Origin of the sequence: Streptomyces marispadix, from assembly GCF_022524345.1 — a bacterium.
GTDB classification, from domain to species: Bacteria; Actinomycetota; Actinomycetes; order Streptomycetales; family Streptomycetaceae; genus Streptomyces; species Streptomyces marispadix.
Genome location: NZ_JAKWJU010000002.1, coordinates 4,031,515 through 4,048,066, shown reverse-complemented (window position 1 = coordinate 4,048,066; position 16,552 = coordinate 4,031,515). Strand labels below are relative to the sequence as shown.

The 16,552-nt window shown below is 71.1% G+C and carries 13 protein-coding genes and 1 pseudogene; 4 read left to right on the top strand and 10 right to left on the bottom strand.

Annotation, left to right across the window (positions count from 1 at the left end; all coding sequences use genetic code 11):
- Nucleotides 1–20: 20 nt before the first annotated feature.
- The 10 genes and pseudogenes from MMA15_RS16900 to MMA15_RS16855 form a co-directional block, all read right to left on the bottom strand.
- Entirely contained in the window at nucleotides 21–1,670 is a 1,650-nt protein-coding gene (locus tag MMA15_RS16900) for an NADH-quinone oxidoreductase subunit N (RefSeq protein ID WP_241060748.1), read from the bottom strand.
- Nucleotides 1,667–3,436 (bottom strand): complex I subunit 4 family protein, encoded by a 1,770-nt coding sequence (locus MMA15_RS16895; RefSeq protein ID WP_372498350.1) that lies wholly within the window; start codon nucleotides 3,434–3,436, stop codon nucleotides 1,667–1,669. The genes MMA15_RS16900 and MMA15_RS16895 overlap by 4 nt, the downstream gene beginning before the upstream one ends.
- Complete coding sequence (locus MMA15_RS16890; protein ID WP_241060746.1) at nucleotides 3,433–5,463, bottom strand: NADH-quinone oxidoreductase subunit 5 family protein; 2,031 nt, start codon at nucleotides 5,461–5,463, stop codon at nucleotides 3,433–3,435. Before MMA15_RS16890 ends, MMA15_RS16895 begins: the two co-directional genes overlap by 4 nt.
- A gap of 101 nt (nucleotides 5,464–5,564) precedes the next feature.
- Nucleotides 5,565–6,020 (bottom strand): annotated as a pseudogene (gene nuoK, locus MMA15_RS16885) (NADH-quinone oxidoreductase subunit NuoK); the annotation flags it as partial.
- On the bottom strand, nucleotides 6,020–6,607 hold the full coding sequence (locus tag MMA15_RS16880) for an NADH-quinone oxidoreductase subunit J family protein (protein ID WP_241063248.1): 588 nt from the start codon (nucleotides 6,605–6,607) through the stop codon (nucleotides 6,020–6,022). The pseudogene nuoK and the gene MMA15_RS16880, both read right to left, overlap by 1 nt.
- Nucleotides 6,608–6,660: 53 nt before the next feature.
- On the bottom strand, nucleotides 6,661–7,350 hold the full coding sequence (locus MMA15_RS16875; protein ID WP_241060744.1) for a 4Fe-4S binding protein: 690 nt from the start codon (nucleotides 7,348–7,350) through the stop codon (nucleotides 6,661–6,663).
- Nucleotides 7,350–8,312, bottom strand: a complete 963-nt coding sequence (locus MMA15_RS16870) for a complex I subunit 1/NuoH family protein (protein WP_241063247.1) — start codon at nucleotides 8,310–8,312, stop codon at nucleotides 7,350–7,352. Before MMA15_RS16870 ends, MMA15_RS16875 begins: the two co-directional genes overlap by 1 nt.
- Entirely contained in the window at nucleotides 8,309–9,613 is a 1,305-nt protein-coding gene (locus MMA15_RS16865; protein ID WP_241063246.1) for an NADH-quinone oxidoreductase subunit C, read from the bottom strand. The genes MMA15_RS16870 and MMA15_RS16865 overlap by 4 nt, the downstream gene beginning before the upstream one ends.
- 104 nt (nucleotides 9,614–9,717) lie before the next feature.
- Nucleotides 9,718–10,332, bottom strand: coding sequence for an NADH-quinone oxidoreductase subunit B (locus tag MMA15_RS16860; protein WP_241063245.1), 615 nt, complete (start codon nucleotides 10,330–10,332; stop codon nucleotides 9,718–9,720).
- Between the two features lie 164 nt (nucleotides 10,333–10,496).
- Nucleotides 10,497–10,868: an NADH-quinone oxidoreductase subunit A gene (locus MMA15_RS16855; protein WP_241060743.1), complete on the bottom strand. Its 372-nt coding sequence runs from the start codon at nucleotides 10,866–10,868 to the stop codon at nucleotides 10,497–10,499.
- A 424-nt stretch (nucleotides 10,869–11,292) separates the two neighbouring features.
- On the opposite strand from MMA15_RS16855, the gene MMA15_RS16850 reads away from it, so the two are divergent.
- From MMA15_RS16850 to MMA15_RS16835, 4 genes are all read left to right on the top strand, one after another.
- Nucleotides 11,293–12,111, top strand: coding sequence for a S1 family peptidase (locus MMA15_RS16850; protein WP_372498259.1), 819 nt, complete (start codon nucleotides 11,293–11,295; stop codon nucleotides 12,109–12,111).
- A 339-nt stretch (nucleotides 12,112–12,450) separates the two neighbouring features.
- A complete protein-coding gene (locus MMA15_RS16845) occupies nucleotides 12,451–13,806 on the top strand; it encodes a sensor histidine kinase (protein WP_241060742.1) in 1,356 nt (451 codons plus the stop codon).
- Between the two features lie 262 nt (nucleotides 13,807–14,068).
- Nucleotides 14,069–15,412: a sensor histidine kinase gene (locus MMA15_RS16840; RefSeq protein ID WP_241060740.1), complete on the top strand. Its 1,344-nt coding sequence runs from the start codon at nucleotides 14,069–14,071 to the stop codon at nucleotides 15,410–15,412.
- A gap of 233 nt (nucleotides 15,413–15,645) precedes the next feature.
- Entirely contained in the window at nucleotides 15,646–16,329 is a 684-nt protein-coding gene (locus MMA15_RS16835) for a response regulator transcription factor (RefSeq protein WP_277400330.1), read from the top strand.
- The last annotated feature ends 223 nt before the right edge of the window (nucleotides 16,330–16,552 follow it).

The window sequence follows — 16,552 nt, the reverse complement described above, 5'->3', positions numbered from 1 at the left end:
GCTCCGTACGAACGAGGGCCCTAGCGCAGGCCGCCCGACGTGAACGTGAGCACCAGGTCCGGGTCGACGGAGAGCGCGATGCCCGCTGCCGCGGTGAGGGCGATGCCGACGGCCAGCGGCGGTGCCATGCGCGGACCCCGGCGTGCGCCGTCGGGCACCGGTTCGGCAGCCGGTACGGGAGTCGCGGACGCGGCGGACGCCGATGTCGCACCCGTACGGAAGACCAGGGCCGTCCAGCGCAGGTAGTAGAAGAGGGCGAGCACCACGTTGACGGCCATGATCACGGCGAGCCAGCCCAGGCCGCTGCCCACGGCGGTGGAGAAGATCGCGACCTTGGCGAAGAGGCCGATGACACCGGGCGGCAGACCCGCGAGGCAGAGCAGGAAGAAGGCGAGCGCCAGGGCGGCGAGGGGGTGGGAGGCGTAGAGGCCGCGGTAGTCGGCGAGGCGGTTGGGGCCGCTGGTGCGGGCGATGTGGGCGACGACGGCGAACGCGCCGAGGTTCACGGCGGCGTACATCAGCAGATACGCGACGGTGGCGCCGACCGTGGAGAGCGCCGGGCCGGAGGGTTCCGTACCCCCGGCGTCCGCAGCGGCGGCGGCCAGCGGCACCAGGAGATATCCAGCCTGGCCGACGGAGGACCAGGCCAGCAGGCGTACGGCGCTGTGCGCACGGTCGGTGCGCTGGCGCAGGGCGGCGGCGTTGCCCGCGGTCATGGTGACGGCGGCGAGCACTCCCAGCGCGGGGCCCCAGAGTTCCGCACGGGAGGAGAACGCCTGGACGAGAAGGAGGATGAGGCCGGAGATGCCCGCGCTCTTGCCGACCACCGAGAGGAAGGCGGCGACGGGCACGGGGGCGCCCACATAGGTGTCGGGGACCCAGAAGTGGAACGGGACGACCGACGCCTTGAAGGCGAAGCCCACGAGTGTGAGGGCGAGCCCGGCGCTGCCGAGGGCGTCGAGCTGCGGATCGGCTCGGGTGAGGCCCTCGCTGATGCCGCGGAAGTAGAGGGTGCCCGTTACGGCGTAGAGGAAGCTCGCGCCGAGGAGGGTCACGGCGGTGGCGGTGACGGAGGAGAGGAAGAACTTCAGCGCGGCCTCGGCGGAACCGCGGCTTCCGCGCCGCATTCCCACGAGCGCGAAGGCGGGCAGCGACGCGGTCTCCAGCGCGATGACGAGGGTGACCAGATCGCGTGAGGCGGGGACGAGCGCGGCCCCGGCGGTGGCGGACAGCAGCAGGAACCAGTACTCGCCGGGCGGCAGGCCCAGGTCGCGTACCGCGGGCATCGACAGCAGCGCGGTGACGAACGCGGCGCCCAGGATGAGGAATTGGAGCACGAGGGCGAGGGTGTCGGCGGAGTAGCTGCACGTCTGCGCCTCGTCGGGGAGGCAGAACGTCCCCAGGTCCCTCGTACGGAGGAAGAGCAGGGGCAGGGCCGACAGCAGCAGGGCGGCGGCGGAGAGGGGGCCGAGAAGCCGCTTGGCTCGTTCGGAGAGGAAGAGGTCGGCGACGAGTACGGCGAGTCCGGCCACGGCGGCGATCGTGGGCGGGGAGATCGCGAGCCAGTCGACGGACTGGACGGCGGACTCCGCGAGTTGCGCCGGGGCAGCGAGCTCCGCGGAGGTCGCGAACTGGGCAGTGTGCGCGGCGCCCTGGGCGAGGACGGTCATCGGGCGACCCCCAGCAGGCTCTGTACCGCGGGGTCGGTGAGCCCGAGGAGCAGCGCGGGCCACAGCCCGGCGGCGACGGTGAGGACGACCAGCGGCGTCCAGGCCGCGTACTCGTAGCCGCGCAGGTCGGGCAGGCGCACGGTCGCCGGGGCCGGGTGCGCGCCCGCGGCCTGCGGCTCGGGCGAGGTGCCGGGGTCGGGGTCCTTGAGCTGCCAGCGTTCGCGGTGGTGTGCGTCGCCGCGCTCCTCCAGGGGATCGCCCATGCAGACACGGCGTACGACGACGAGCATGTACGCGGCCGTCAGCAGCGTTCCGAGGCCGCCGATCGCCATGTACGTGGTGAACGCGGGGCGGCTGAGGCCGCCGGCCGGGTCGTACGCGCCGAGCAGTGTCAGCATCTCGCCCCAGAAACCCGCGAGTCCGGGCAGTCCGAGCGAGGCGACGGCGCCGAAGGCGATCAGCCCGCCGAAGCGGGGCGCGGTGCCGTAGAGCGCTCCGCCGGTCTCCCCCGAAAGTGTGTCGAGACTCGTGCTGCCCGTGCGCTCCTTCAGGGCGCCGACCAGGAAGAAGAGCAGGCCGGTGATCAGACCGTGGGCGATGTTCGCGAAGAGGGCGCCGTTGACGCCTGTGGGGGTCATGGTCGCGATGCCGAGCAGCACGAAGCCCATGTGGCCGACGGAGGAGTACGCGATGAGGCGCTTGAGGTCGCCGCCGGCGCCCCGGCGTGCGAGGGCGAGGCAGGCGAGCGATCCGTAGACGATCCCGGTCACGGCGAGGGCGGCGAGATACGGGGCGAAGGTGTGCATCCCCTCGGGGGCGACCGGCAGCAGTATCCGTACGAAGCCGTAGGTGCCCATCTTCAGCAGAACGCCTGCCAGGAGTACGGAGCCGACGGTCGGAGCGGCGGTGTGCGCGTCGGGCAGCCAGCTGTGCAGCGGCCACATCGGGGTCTTCACCGCGAGCCCGGCGCCCACGGCGAGGACGGCGAGTATCTGGGTGGTGCGGCTCAGCTCGGGGTGACTGTCAGTGGCGAGTGCCACGATGTCGAAAGTGCCGCTTTTGAGACCGATGAGGAGGAGGCCGAGCAGCATCACGACGGAGCCGAGCAGCGTGTAGAGGATGAACTTCCAGGCGGCTGCGGCCCGTTCGCGGGGGTCGGCCACCCCCCAGCGGGCGATCAGGAAGTACATCGGGACGAGCACGGTCTCGAACGCGAGGAAGAACAGCAGGAGGTCGAGGGTGGCGAAGGTCGCCAGCGTCCCGGCCTCCAGGAGGAGCAGCAGGGCGACGAACGCCTGGGGTGTGCCGTGGAGTCGGGCCGCGGCGGCGCCTTCGGTGCGGTCGCCGTCCTGGTCCCGGCCCTCCTTCGAGCTGTCGCCGCTCGCGGGCGCTGCCTTGAGGTGCGCCCCGTAACTGTGCAGAGAGCAGAGGAAGGTGAGCAGAGCGGTCAGTACGAGCAGTGGCAACGAGACGCCGTCGACCCCGAGATGGAGGTGAACGCCCAGGGAGGGAATCCACTCGACGTCGGACTCGGCCTGCATGGTCCCGGGCCGTGCGGTGTCGAAGCCGAGCGCGAGTACGACGGAGGCGACGAGCACGGCGCCGGTGACGGTTACTCCGTGCCGCAGCACGGCCTGTTCCGGGTCGCGGCCCTTGAGCCCGGGCGGTGCCGGCAGCAGCGCGGCGGCCGAGCCGAGCAGTGGAAGTACGAGTACGGCGATGAGGAGCGCCTGCATGGCGGCGTTGCCGAGGGGGATCACGGTCAGGCTCCTCCGTTTCCGGCGACCAGGACGACGGCCACGGTGAGCAGCAGCGAGCCCACCACGAGCGCGCCGAGGTAGGTCTGCGTGTTGCCGGTCTGGGTGCGGCGTACGAGCGTGCCCAGCAGGCCGGGTCCGAGGGCGGCGGCACGCACCCAGGTGTCGACGACCTCGCGGTCGAGGAAGCGGACGAGCCGGGCTGCGGCCTCTGCCGGGCGTACGAACAACGCCCGGTAGGCGGCGTCCAGATGGAAGCCGTGTGCCGCTGCCTGGTGGAGGGGGCCGAGCAGCAGCCTTCCGGGGTCTGCCGGGTCGGGGGCGGAGGCGATGTCCCCGTAGGCGGGCTCATGGGTGGCGATGGCCTCGGCCTCCGACAGGGCCGGGTCACCCTGCGGGTGTGCGGCTACGGCACCCAGTGGGGCGCGGGACGCGGCGAGGGAGGTGGTGTGCCGCCAGGCGCCGTATGTGACGAGGACACCGACGGCGGCGACGCCCGTGGCCGGTACGGATGTCGCGAGTGAGGGGGCGAGGGAGCCGCTGTCGAACCAGCCCGGCAGCACACCGGCGGCGAGTCCGAGCGCGAGGGAGGGGATGGCCAGCAGCCACAACACGACGTTCATGACGGCGGGTTCACGTCCGTGCTCTTCGGAGGAGGCGCGCGGGCCCTCGCCCCGGAAGGCGAGCAGCCACAGCCGTGTGGCGTACGCGGCCGTGAGCAGCGCGCCGAGCATGCCGGAGATGAGCACGATCCACCCGGCCGCCGTGGGGACGCCCTCGGCGTGGGCGCCGCCGAACGCGGCGTGCTCGGCGGCGGCGAAGACGGCTTCCTTGGAGAAGAAGCCGCTGAAGGGAGGCAGGGCGGCGAGCGCGAGCAGCCCGATCGTCATCGTCCAGTACGCGTCCGGGGCGATCTTGGTGAGGCCGCCCATACGGGACATGGCGGCGAGCGAGTTCGTGCCGGCGGCGTGGATGACGACGCCCGCGGCGAGGAAGAGCAGCGCCTTGAACGCACCGTGAGTGAGGAGGTGGAAGACGGCGGCACTGCGGTCGGCGACGGCCAACGCACCGGCCATATAGGCGAGTTGGCCGATCGTCGAGTAGGCGAGGACGCGTTTGACGTCGTCCTGGGCGAGCGCGGCCAGCGCAGAACCGACGATCGTCACGGCGGCCATGGCGGCGAGTACGACGAGCGCTGCGGTGGATGCTTCGAAGACCGGCAGCAGCCTGGCGACGACGTACACGCCGGCGGCGACCATCGTGGCGGCGTGGATCAGCGCGGAGACGGGCGTCGGGCCGGCCATGGCGTCGGGCAGCCATGTGTTCAGCGGGAACTGAGCGGACTTGCCCGCGATGCCCGCGAGCAGCAGCAGCGCGACGACGGTGGGGTGCGTCAGCTCGAACTGGGCGAGCTGGGAGGTGAGTTTGGAGGTGATGCCGCTGATGCGGAAGGTACCGGCGTCGGTGGCGAGTACGAGGATGCCGATGAGGAAGGGGACATCGCCGAGCTTGGTGACCAGGAACGCCTTGATGGACGCGGCCCGCGCGGCCTGGGTCTCCCAGTAGTGACCGACGAGGAAGTACGAGCAGATGCCCATGACTTCCCAGCCGACGAGCAGCACGATCAGGTCGTCCGCGTAGACGACGAGCAGCATCGCGGCGGTGAAGAGGGAGACGAAGGCGGCGTAGCTGGCGTAGCGGGGGTCGTCGCGCAGATAGCCGGTGGAGTAGAGCTGCACGCAGGAGGCGACGACACCGACGAGCACGGCGACGAGTACGGCGAACCCGTCGAGTTGCAGGGCGAGTTGGATCGGCAGCGCGGCGTCGCCCGTCGGCGTCAGCTCGGTCGCCGCCTTGATGGGCTCGCCGCCGCCCTGTCGTACGGCGACGGTGACCGCGAACGCCGTGGAGAGCAGCGTCGGCAGTACGGCGAGCGGCTGCGCGAAGCCGGGCGCGCGGCGACCGGTGAGCAGGCCGGCGACGGCGCCGAGGAACGGCAGCAGGGGGACGAGGGCGGCCAGGGTCGTGGTGCTCACGCTTTCTGCCTCCCGCTGCCGGTGGTGGTAGCCGTCTTGCCTGTCGGATCGCCTGTTGCGCTGTCCGTTGCTCTGTCTGCCGTGCCTGCGACGCCTGTTGCTCTGCCTGCTGTGCTGCCGGACGGGGTTGTGCCGGTGCCGGTGGTGTCCGTACCGGAGTCAGGTCCGCTGTCGGTGCCGGTACCGGTGCCGGTGTGCGGGCCGTCCGGCCCGGGGCCGTCGGTCGCGTCTCCGCCGGGGTCGCCCGGGCCGCCCTCGCGCAGGTCTCTCAGCCGGTCGATGTCGGAGCTGCCCCGGGTGCGGTACACGAGCAGCACGATGGCGAGGCCGATGCCGATCTCGGCGGCGGCGATGGCGATGGTGAACAGCGCGAGGGCCTGGCCCGTGTGCAGTTCCTCGCGGAGCCAGGCGTCGAAGGCGACGAGGTTGAGATTGACGGCGTTGAGCATCAACTCGACCGACATCAGCATGAGGATGGCGTTGCGGCGGGCGAGTACGCCGTAGAGACCGGTGGAGAAGAGCAGGGCTGCGAGTACGGCCGGGTAGGCGATGTGCATCAGCGCTGCCCCTCCTGCTTCTTCTCCGGTGCCGCCTTCCGGGAGAGGACTATGGCACCGACGAGCGCCGCGAGCAGCAGTACGGACAAGGCTTCGAAGGGAAGTACCCAGCCTCGGAAGAGCGCTTCACCGGTGACCCGGGTGGAACCCTCCGCCGACGTGCGCAGATCGATCCAGGTCGTACGGAACGCGTCGACGACGAGAGTGACGAGAGTGGCCGCTGATACGAGGGCGACGGCGAGTGCGAGCCATCTGTTGCCGGAGTCGGCGTCGGGTGAGGGCCCTATGGGCGCCTTCGTGAGCATCAGCCCGAACAGCAGGAGCACGACGACCGAACCGACGTAGATCAGTACCTGGACCCACGCGATGAACTCGGCGGTGAGAAGCAGATATTCGACTGCCACCCCGCCGAGCGCAGCCACCAGCCACAGCGCGGCGTGCACGAGTTGCCGGGTGGTGACGGTGACGAGCGCGGCGCCGAAGGTGGCCAGCCCGACCAGTACGAAGACGATCTCGACGCCGGTGGGTGAGAGGAAGCCGGGGTGGGCGGCGGCCGTTGCGGTCGCGGCGGAGGCGTCGGCGGTCAGGGCGGAAGGGGATGTGGATGCGGTGAGCGAAGTGGCGGCGGATACGGCTGCGTTCACGAATCGCCCTCCTGCTCGCCGCCGGGGCGCCGGGGCTCCTGCGTCTGTTCGGGCGCCTGCTCCCTCGCCTCCGGTGCGTGATCCGGCGCCTGCTCGGCTCCCGCCGGGCCTCCGGGTGCGGTCGGACCCTCGGGTGCGGTCGGACCCTCGGGTGCCGACTCCGCCTGCCGTGCCGCGAGTTTGTCCGCCGTCTTACGCGCGGCGCCGATCTCCTTCGGCTCCTCGGCCGCCGGATCGAGCGGCGGCGGCTCGGGCACCGTCCACATCCACTCCCGGAGCTTGTCCCGTTCATGGGTGAGTTCGCGGATGTCGGTCTCGGCGTACTCGAACTCCGGTGACCAGAACAGCGCGTCGAAGGGGCACACGTCGATGCAGATGCCGCAGTACATGCACAGCGCGAAGTCGATGGCGAAGCGGTCGAGCACGTTGCGGCTGCGCTCGCGTCCTCCGGGTGCGGCGGCGGGCATCGTCTCCTTGTGCGAGTCGATGTAGATGCACCAGTCGGGACACTCGCGGGCGCAGAGCATGCAGACGGTGCAGTTCTCCTCGAAGAGGCCGATCACTCCGCGGCTGCGTGGCGGCAGTTGGGGCGCCGCGTCGGGATAGTGCGCGGTGACCGAGCGGCGCGTCATCGTACGAAGGGTGACGGCGAGGCCCTTCGCCAGTCCCGAGCCGGGCACGGGCATTACTGGATCACCACCTTGACGACGCCGGTGAGGGCGATCTGGAGAAGGGCGAGCGGCACGAGCACGGTCCAGGCCACCCGCTGGATCTGGTCCTCACGCAGCCGCGGATAGCTCACCCGCAGCCAGATGACGACGAAGGCGAGGACGGCGGTCTTCAGCAGCGTCCACACCCAGCCGATCGAGTCGGAGGCGGGTCCGTGCCAGCCGCCGAGGAAGAGCACGGCCGTCAGCGCGGAGAGCACGACGATGCCCGCGTACTCGGCGAGCAGGAAGAGCGCGAAGCGCAGCCCCGTGTACTCGGTGTACGCGCCGAAGATGATCTCCGAGTCGGCGACCGGGGCGTCGAACGGCGGACGCTGCAACTCGGCCAGCCCTGCCGTGAAGAAGACGAGCCCGCCGGCGACCTGCCACGGCAGCCACCACCACTGCCAGGCGTCGAGGATGCCGGTGAGGGACAGCGTGCCCGCGGCCATCGCGACGGAGGCGGCGGCGAGCAGCATCGGCAGTTCGTACGCGAGCAGTTGGGCCGCCGTACGAAGTCCGCCCAGCAGCGAGAACTTGTTCGCGGAGGCCCAGCCGCCCATGAGCGAGCCCAGTACGCCGACGCCCATCACGGCGAGTACGAAGAAGACGCCCGCGTCGACGGCCTGGCCGACCGCGTCGCCGTCCCCGACGGGAATCGCGATCAGCACCACGAGGTACGGCAACAGCGCGACGGCGGGGGCCAGTTGGAAGATCCGCCGGTCGGCGCCATCGGGGACGATGTCCTCCTTCTGCGCGAACTTCACCCCGTCGGCGACGAGTTGGGCCCAGCCGTGGAAGCCGCCCGCGTACATGGGCCCGACGCGGCCCTGCATGTGCGCCATCGCCTTGTGCTCGGCCTGTCCGACGATCAGCGGCAGCAGCAGAAACGCCAGCAGTACGGCGAGCAGCCGCCAGAGGACGTCGACCACATCCATCAGGCGCCTCCCTTCGGCGGTCGCGGACCGGAGCCCTCGCCACCGGAGTCGGAGCCCTCGCCACCGGAGTCGGAGCCCTCGCCACCGGAGTCGGAGCCTTCCGCACCGGGGTCGGAGCCTTCGCCGCCCGCGCCGCCACGACCGGAATCGGTGGTGCGGGAGCCGGACTCTTCCGAAACGCCCTCGCCGGAACCACCCTTGCCGGATTCGGGGTTGCCGGAACCGGTGTTGCCGGAACGCTCGCCGCCGTCGTGCCAGGGCGCATCGGACGGCCTGCGCCGACCGGCACCACCGCCGGGCGCCGTCCGCTCCTGTCCCGGGGGTTGCTCAGGAGTCTGGGGAGACTGCTCCCGCTCCCGTTCGCGTTCCGCTGCACGCTCCCCTCCGGGTCGCTGTTCCGCCGCCTCCGCGTCTCCGCGCTGGCTGGCCGAGCCCGCGCTCGCCGAGCGTGCGCGCCGTGCGGGGCGCTCCGCCGCACCCGCGCGGCCCGCGCGTCCGCGTGCGGGCCGTGACGGTACGGGCGGCAACTGCCCCTTGAGCGGCCCCCATTCGTTGGGGTCCGGTACGCCCGGGGGCAGCATCTGCCTGCGTTTCGGTGCGCCGTGGGAGGACTCGCCTGGCTCTACGGCTCCGGGCCACGCCTTGGCCACGCGTGCGGCCAGTACGAAGTCCTTGCGCAGCGGGTGCCCTTCGAAGGAGTCGGGCAGCAGCAGCGGAGTCAGCCCGGGATGGCCGCTGAAGTCGACGCCGAACATCTCGTGGGTCTCGCGCTCGTGCCAGGCGGCACCCGCGAAGACGGCGGTCGCGGTCGGCAGTACGGGCGCCTCGTGCGGCACGGTCGTACGCAGCAGCAACCGGCGCACGGCCCCGCCCGACGGAGGCCCCGCCGGCCCCCGCTCGTCAAGTCCCGCCTCCGGCGCTTCCGTTCGCCCTTCCGATCGCGCTTCCTCCGCGCTCTCCGTTCGCGCTTCGTCGGCCGCGTCCGGTCCCCGGTCCCGCGGCTCCGGCCCCGAGCCCCCCGGCAGGGCCACCACATGGGCGTACACCCGGAAGCCGGTGCCCGGCTCGTCCACCGCGCTCAGCCAGTCGAAGAAGCGGCAGCCGAGCCCGTCCCGAGCGGTTTCGAGCGCGGAGATCCACGATCCGGGGGGCACGTCGACGGTCAGCAGGCCGTACGACTCCTCCGCACGTGCGCCTTCGCCGAACAGCGCCTCCGCGCCGTCGGGCAGCCAGCCGGCCGGAACCCTCGCCGACTCCGGCAGCGCCTGCGCATCCGCGCCCTTCGACTCCGGCTGCGACTCCATACCCTCCGGCTCGGGCCGTGCGTCCGCCGTGTCCCGTTCCTGACGCGCGTCAGCACCCTCCGGCCCGCCCGGGGCCTGCTCTGCCTTCGGCTCCTCGGGCCCGCTCACCGGCCGCCGCCCTCCTCCGGATCGGCACCGGGGCCCGGTTCGCCGTCCGTCCTCCCATGCGTTCCGCCGTCGGCGCCGGCGTCCGAATTCCCGTCCCGCGCACCGCTGTTCGCCTCCGGCGGCGCCACCAGGCCGCTCCGCAGCGCTGCGGTCGAAGGCCCGCGCGACGTGACTGCGTACCGCTGGGCCGTCGACTCCCGGGCGATCTTCTCCTGGAGCTTCAGCACGCCCTGCAACAGCGCCTCGGGCCGCGGCGGGCACCCCGGCACGTACACATCGACGGGGATGATCTGGTCGACGCCCTTCGTCACGGAGTACGAATCCCAGTACGGGCCGCCGCAGTTGGAGCAGGCGCCGAAGGAGATCACGTACTTGGGCTCCGGCATCTGCTCGTACAGGCGCTTCACCGCGGGCGCCATCTTGTCGGTGACCGTCCCCGAGACGACCATCAGGTCCGCCTGCCGGGGTCCGGGCGCGAAGGGGATGACGCCGAGGCGGATGAAGTCGTGCCGTGCCATGGAGGCCGCGATGAACTCGATGGCGCAGCAGGCCAGTCCGAAGTTGAAGACCCAGAGGCTGTAGCGGCGGCCCCAGTTGAGTACGACCTTCATCGGCTCGGGCGCGAGTCTCGCCAGCGGGCCGAGCGCCTTGGCCGCCGCCTTCACCACCACCGGACCCGAGCGGCTCTCTCCGGCAGGCCCGCTCGCGCCGCCGCCTCGCTCACGGCCGTTCGCCTCGTTCGTCACGTCGTCGTTCGTGTTCGTCACGTCGCGGTTCACGTCCATTCCAGGACGCCCTTCTTCCATGCGTACAGCAGGCCGACGGTGAGGAATCCGAGGAAGACGAACATCTCGATCAGAGTGACACCGCCGTAGCCGGGCGCAGCGAAGACGGTCGCCCATGGAAAGAGGAAGACCGAGTCGACGGCGAAGATCACATACAGGAACGCGTACACGTAGTAGCGGATCTGCGTGTGCGCCCAGCCCTCGCCCACGGGATCGACGCCGCATTCGTACGTCAGGAATTTCTCCCGCGTCGGCACCACCGGCCGCAGCAGCCGTCCCGCGCCGAACGCGACGGCGACGAAGAGCACTCCGACCACCGCGACCAGCCCGACGACCGAATAGCCGTGGAAATAGTCCGGCACGTCTGCCCTTCCTCACTCGCAGGCGGATCGCCGCCCGCCCGCGTCGATATCGTGCGTGCCCGCGCGCCTGGGCCTTCGCGGGCCACGCGACGGCCAGTGCTCCCGCTGTCGCCTCCGGCCGTGCTTCCGCGCCGTGCGCGACTTCGGCCACGCCGTCCACTCATGTGCGTCCAGCGCTTTGTACGCAGGGGAGTCTAGGGCGTACACGCAATCTTTCACCCGGCAGGATCCGGCAGCCGAATACATGCCGCGTCTGCCCCTGTATGGGGCTGTTGTCGCCGGAAACCGCCCCTTGCCATGGTGCGCGCGGCGGGAAGAGAATCGCACGATGCTTGTCGGGGGCTGCCCAATTCCCTGATTTTCCAGGCGATTTGGGCGATCTCCGTCGGGCTACGCGCGTAACCCCCCACGAGAGGAAAAACCCGTGCAGAAGCCTGGTAAGACGGCCAAGAGACTCATAGCCGGTGCCGCCGTGGCGGCCGCAGCGCTGAGCCTGGCGCCCATGGGTGCGGCCATGGCCGGACAGACCGACTCCAAGCCCGCTGCCAAGTCGGAGGGACCGAGCGCCAAGATCGTCGGCGGTACGCCCGCGGAGAAGGGCGAGTTCCCGTGGATGGTCCGGCTCTCCATGGGCTGCGGCGGCGCGCTCTTCGAGAAGGACGTCGTCCTGACCGCCGCGCACTGCGTGGACGGCAGCGGTGAGAACGACAGCATCACCGCCACCGGCGGCGTGGTCGACCTTGAGGACTCCGACAAGGTCGAGGTGAAGTCGAAGGAGGTCCTCCAGGCCCCCGGCTACAACGGCAAGGGCAAGGACTGGGCGCTCATCAAGCTCGCCAAGCCGATCGACCAGGAGACCCTGCCGATCGCCGAGGACGACTCCCTCAACAAGGACGAGTTCACCATCGCCGGCTGGGGCGCGGACAAGGAAGGCGGCGAGCAGCAGCAGAAGATGCTCAAGGCCACCGTGCCGTTCGTCGACGACGAGAAGTGCAAGAGCGCCTACTCGGAGCTGATCCCGGGCGAGGAGCTGTGCGCGGGCCTCCTCGACGAGGGCGGCGTCGACAGCTGCCAGGGCGACTCCGGCGGCCCCATGTTCCGTAAGGACGAGGCCGGCAAGCCGGTGCAGGTCGGCATCGTGAGCTGGGGCGAGGGCTGTGCGCGCAAGGGCAAGCCCGGTGTCTACACCGAGGTGAGCACCTTCGCGGCGGACATCAAGAAGGCGGCGAAGGACCTGGGCTGACGCCCGGTCCCGCTCCGCTCTGACGGATCTGTCCTGCGGCCGAGGCCGCGGGACCGGACCGGGGACGTGGATACGACGACGCCCGCGGGTGCGCTCGGCGCACGCGCGGGCGTCTTCGTGCGCCGGGTGTCGTGGTGTGCCGAGACAGGGTCGTGCGTCGTCACATCCTCGTCCGTCGAAGACATCGTCGTGCGTGCCTCTGTTTCCGTACGGGCGCCGGGCGCCCGTACGCCGGGCTCTCACGCGCGCCGGCTGCCCTCGCGAGGTGGGGTTATCCCCACGCCGTCCCCCCGCCGGACCCCATGGCGCCGCACCTGCCAGCGGGGGCAGGCTTTCCCCATGAGCGCCAGACACCCTTCCGGCACCGGCGGCACCGAGGACCCGTACGACTTCGGGGCCTCGGGCGACTTCGGCGAGCCCAGCGGCCCCGGCAAGCCCGGCGGCCTCGAGGGCTCCGGCGAAGAGCGCCTGCCGCCGCCCGCGCCGCCGCTCAGCGCGCAGTCATGGCGGGAGGTCGTACACCTGCTGTGCAACATGCCCGTCGGCGTCGTCGGATTCGTCTACATCACGGCCTGCATCTCCGCCTCGGCGGGGCTGTCGTTCACTCTGATCGGGCTGCCGCTGCTGGCGCTGACGCTGCTCGGCGCACGCGGGCTGGGACGGTTCGAGCGGGCACGGGCGCGGCTGCTGCTGCGCGTGAGCATCGAGGAGCCGAGCCCCGTGCGTGCGCGCGAGGACGGCTTCCTGTCGTGGCTGTGGGCGCAGCTCAAGGACTCGGTGGCCTGGCGGCACGTGCTGTATTTCTTCGTACGGCTGCCCTGGGGCTGGCTCAGCTTCGGGGTCACGCTGCCCGCGCTGTTCGTGGCCTGGCCGGTGCTGCCGTGGCTGGCGCGGGGGCTGACGAACGTCGACCGTGCCCTCGTACGGGGGCTGCTCTCGCCCTCCGACGAACTGGAGCGGCGCATCGCGGAGTTGGAGTCAGATCGTGGTTCCGTGGCGGACACCGCCGCGGCCGACCTGCGCCGCATCGAACGCGACCTCCACGACGGCGCCCAAGCACGCCTCGTCACCCTCGCCATGGACCTCGGACTCGCCAAGGAAAAACTCCTCGAAGACCCCCAAGCCGCAGCCGACATGGTCGACGAAGCACACGGCGAAGCAAAACTCGCCCTCCAAGAACTCCGCGACCTCGCCCGCGGCATCCACCCCGCCATCCTCACCGACCGCGGCCTCGCCCCCGCCCTCACCGCACTCGCCACCCGCTGCACCGCCACCACCACCATCACCGACGACCTCCCCCAACGCCCCGCCCAAGCCATCGAAGGCATCACCTACTTCACCGCCTCCGAACTACTCCAGAACATCACCAAACACTCCGGCGCCACCACCGCCCACATCGACCTGTGGAAAACCCACGACCACCTCCACCTCCAAATCACCGACAACGGCCAAGGCGGCGCCAACACCACCCACGGCACCGGCCTCAAAGGACTCACCGAACGCCTCACCGCCGTAGACGGACTCCTCCTCATCGACTCCCCCACCGGCGGACCCACCACCATCACCGCCCAACTCCCCTGGCGCGAACGGGAGAACGGACACGGGAGCCCCGGCGCGGAACGCGGCAACGGCAAGAAGACCCGTACGGGCAAGGACTCCCGTACGAAGCGCAGGCGCTTCCGCCGCGTCCACTGACCTCGACGCGGGCCTCGACTCGGGGAAGGGTCGGGTTAACCCCCTCCCGGGGACACGTGCCCACGCCATGGCCGCCGCCCGTACCGGGGGCGGACCCTGTAGGGGACGCTCACGCGAGCCGGACCGGACACGACGGGCCGGGGCAAGCACAGGCGGGCAGAAGCCCTCCCGGCACAGCCCGGCAGGCCCGCCCGGACGCCCCGGACCGCGCGCCCGTGCCGCACCTCCACCCCTCGCTCCCGGAAGGACGGGCATCCGCCCCATGGCTACCGCAACCGACATCGCAGGGCCCCGGCCGCACCGGATGCCCGCCGCACTGCGCGCCCCGTTCGAGGCACGCACATGGCGCGAGCTGCTGTACGTCGTCACGGGGCTGCCGCTGGCATGCCTCTTCTTCTCGTACACCGTCGTCATGGTCTCGGCGGGCGCCGGACTGCTGATCACCTTCCTCGGGGTGCCCGTGCTCGCCGCGGCCCTGATGGGCTGCCGCGGCCTCGGCGTACTGGAGCGGATGCGGGCGCGGACGCTGCTGGACGTGGACATCGCCGAGCCCGAGCCCGTGCACACGCTTCAGCGGCGCAGCGGCCTGATGCCATGGATGGGGGCGCTGCTGCGCAGCGGCGTCTCCTGGCGGCATCTGCTCTACACGCTGCTGTACTTCCCCTGGGCGCTGTTCGCCTTCGTCGTCTCCGTCACCTTCTGGTCGTGCGCCTGGACGCTGACGCTGTATCCCGCGTGGCAGTGGGTCTTCCCCCGGCATCTGGGCCAGCCCGGTATCCGGCTGGGGCCCGACGGGGCGACCGTGGACGGCACGACGCAGATCGGGGGCATGTACGTGGACAGCCCACCGGAGGTGGCGATCGCCTGCGCGGTCGGGCTGGTCCTGCTGACGGCGGCGCCGTGGATCGTGCGGGGGCTTACGCAGATCGACCGGCTGATGGTGCTCGGGCTGCTCGGCCCTTCGCCGCTCGCCACCCGCGTAAGGGAGTTGGAGTCGGATCGTGGTTCCGTGGCGGACACCGCCGCGGCCGACCTGCGCCGCATCGAACGCGACCTCCACGACGGCGCCCAAGCACGCCTCGTCACCCTCGCCATGGACCTCGGACTCGCCAAGGAAAAACTCCTCGAAGACCCCCAAGCCGCAGCCGACATGGTCGACGAAGCACACGGCGAAGCAAAACTCGCCCTCCAAGAACTCCGCGACCTCGCCCGCGGCATCCACCCCGCCATCCTCACCGACCGCGGCCTCGCCCCCGCCCTCACCGCACTCGCCACCCGCTGCACCGCCACCACCACCATCACCGACGACCTCCCCCAACGCCCCGCCCAAGCCATCGAAGGCATCACCTACTTCACCGCCTCCGAACTACTCCAGAACATCACCAAACACTCCGGCGCCACCACCGCCCACATCGACCTGTGGAAAACCCACGACCACCTCCACCTCCAAATCACCGACAACGGCCAAGGCGGCGCCAACACCACCCACGGCACCGGCCTCAAAGGACTCACCGAACGCCTCACCGCCGTAGACGGACTCCTCCTCATCGACTCCCCCACCGGCGGACCCACCACCATCACCGCCCAACTCCCCTGGCAGGTCTGACACTTGCGACCGCCCCGCACGCCGCCCGCCGAGACGCGTCCCGTGCTCGCGGAGGCGCGTCCGTCCCCCGGGTGGGAGCGGCCCACGCCATGAGCGCGCGGCCCGTGCCCACGGGCTGACAACCCCCGCCCCCGCTGCCGCGTCCCTCAGCCCGTGCGGCGGGAGTCTGGAATGCTGAGCGCGTCGTATGCGTCGTACTGAGCAGTCCACGAGTCAAGATCCGGGGGCCTTGAATGGCGGAGGACGTGGAGGACAGGGTGCGGGTGGTCATCGCAGAGGACTCGGTGCTGCTGCGGGAGGGCCTGACCCGGCTTCTGACGGACCGCGGTCACGAGGTCGTCGCGGGCGTGGGCGACGGCGACGCCCTGGTCGAGGCCGTCGCGGAGCTGGCTGCCGCGGGGTCGCTCCCCGACGTGGTCGTCGCCGACGTGCGGATGCCGCCGACCCACACCGACGAGGGCGTACGGGCGGCCATCGCGCTCCGCGAGGCCCACGCCGATCTGGGCGTCCTGGTGCTGTCGCAGTACGTGGAGGAGCAGTACGCCACGGAGCTGCTGGCCGGCTCCAGCAGCGGCGTCGGCTATCTGCTGAAGGACCGGGTGGCCGAGGTGCGGGAGTTCGTGGACGCGGTCGTACGGGTCGCACGGGGCGGTACGGCCCTCGACCCGGAGGTGGTCGCGCAGCTACTGGGCCGCAGCCGCAAGCAGGACGTACTGGCGGCGCTGACCCCTCGGGAGCGGGAGGTGCTGGGGCTGATGGCGGAGGGGCGTACGAACTCCGCGATCGCGCAGCAGCTCGTGGTCAGCCACGGTGCCGTCGAGAAGCATGTGAGCAACATCTTCATGAAGCTGGGCCTGTCGCAGAGTGACGCTGATCACCGCCGCGTGCTGGCGGTGCTGACGTATCTCGGCTCCTGAGCGCCTGACCGGTCACGGGCGCTGCCGCCCGGCTGCTGCCCGCATTTCGGCGCCAGGGCCTTGAGCTGGGATTACGGAGACAGGAGAAGCCCGGAGGAGGAGCCCGGCAGGGCACGGCGAGGCCCGGACCGTGGCGATCCACGCGGCGTCTCAAGTCCTCGTCCGCGATGTGGTCACACCAGGGAAGGCAACCCTTACCGACGTACGATGGCTGGCGAGCACG

Bases quoted from the DNA above. Each gene is read 5' to 3' on its own strand.
- MMA15_RS16865 (WP_241063246.1), bottom strand. From the start codon at position 9,613: ATGGAGTCGCAGCCGGAGTCGAAGGGCGCGGATGCGCAGGCGCTGCCG.
- MMA15_RS16900 (WP_241060748.1), bottom strand. From the start codon at position 1,670: ATGACCGTCCTCGCCCAGGGCGCCGCGCACACTGCCCAGTTCGCGACC.
- MMA15_RS16845 (WP_241060742.1), top strand. From the start codon at position 12,451: ATGAGCGCCAGACACCCTTCCGGCACCGGCGGCACCGAGGACCCGTAC.
- MMA15_RS16840 (WP_241060740.1), top strand. From the start codon at position 14,069: ATGGCTACCGCAACCGACATCGCAGGGCCCCGGCCGCACCGGATGCCC.
- MMA15_RS16835 (WP_277400330.1), top strand. From the start codon at position 15,646: ATGGCGGAGGACGTGGAGGACAGGGTGCGGGTGGTCATCGCAGAGGAC.
- MMA15_RS16875 (WP_241060744.1), bottom strand. From the start codon at position 7,350: ATGCCCGTGCCCGGCTCGGGACTGGCGAAGGGCCTCGCCGTCACCCTT.
- MMA15_RS16860 (WP_241063245.1), bottom strand. From the start codon at position 10,332: ATGAAGGTCGTACTCAACTGGGGCCGCCGCTACAGCCTCTGGGTCTTC.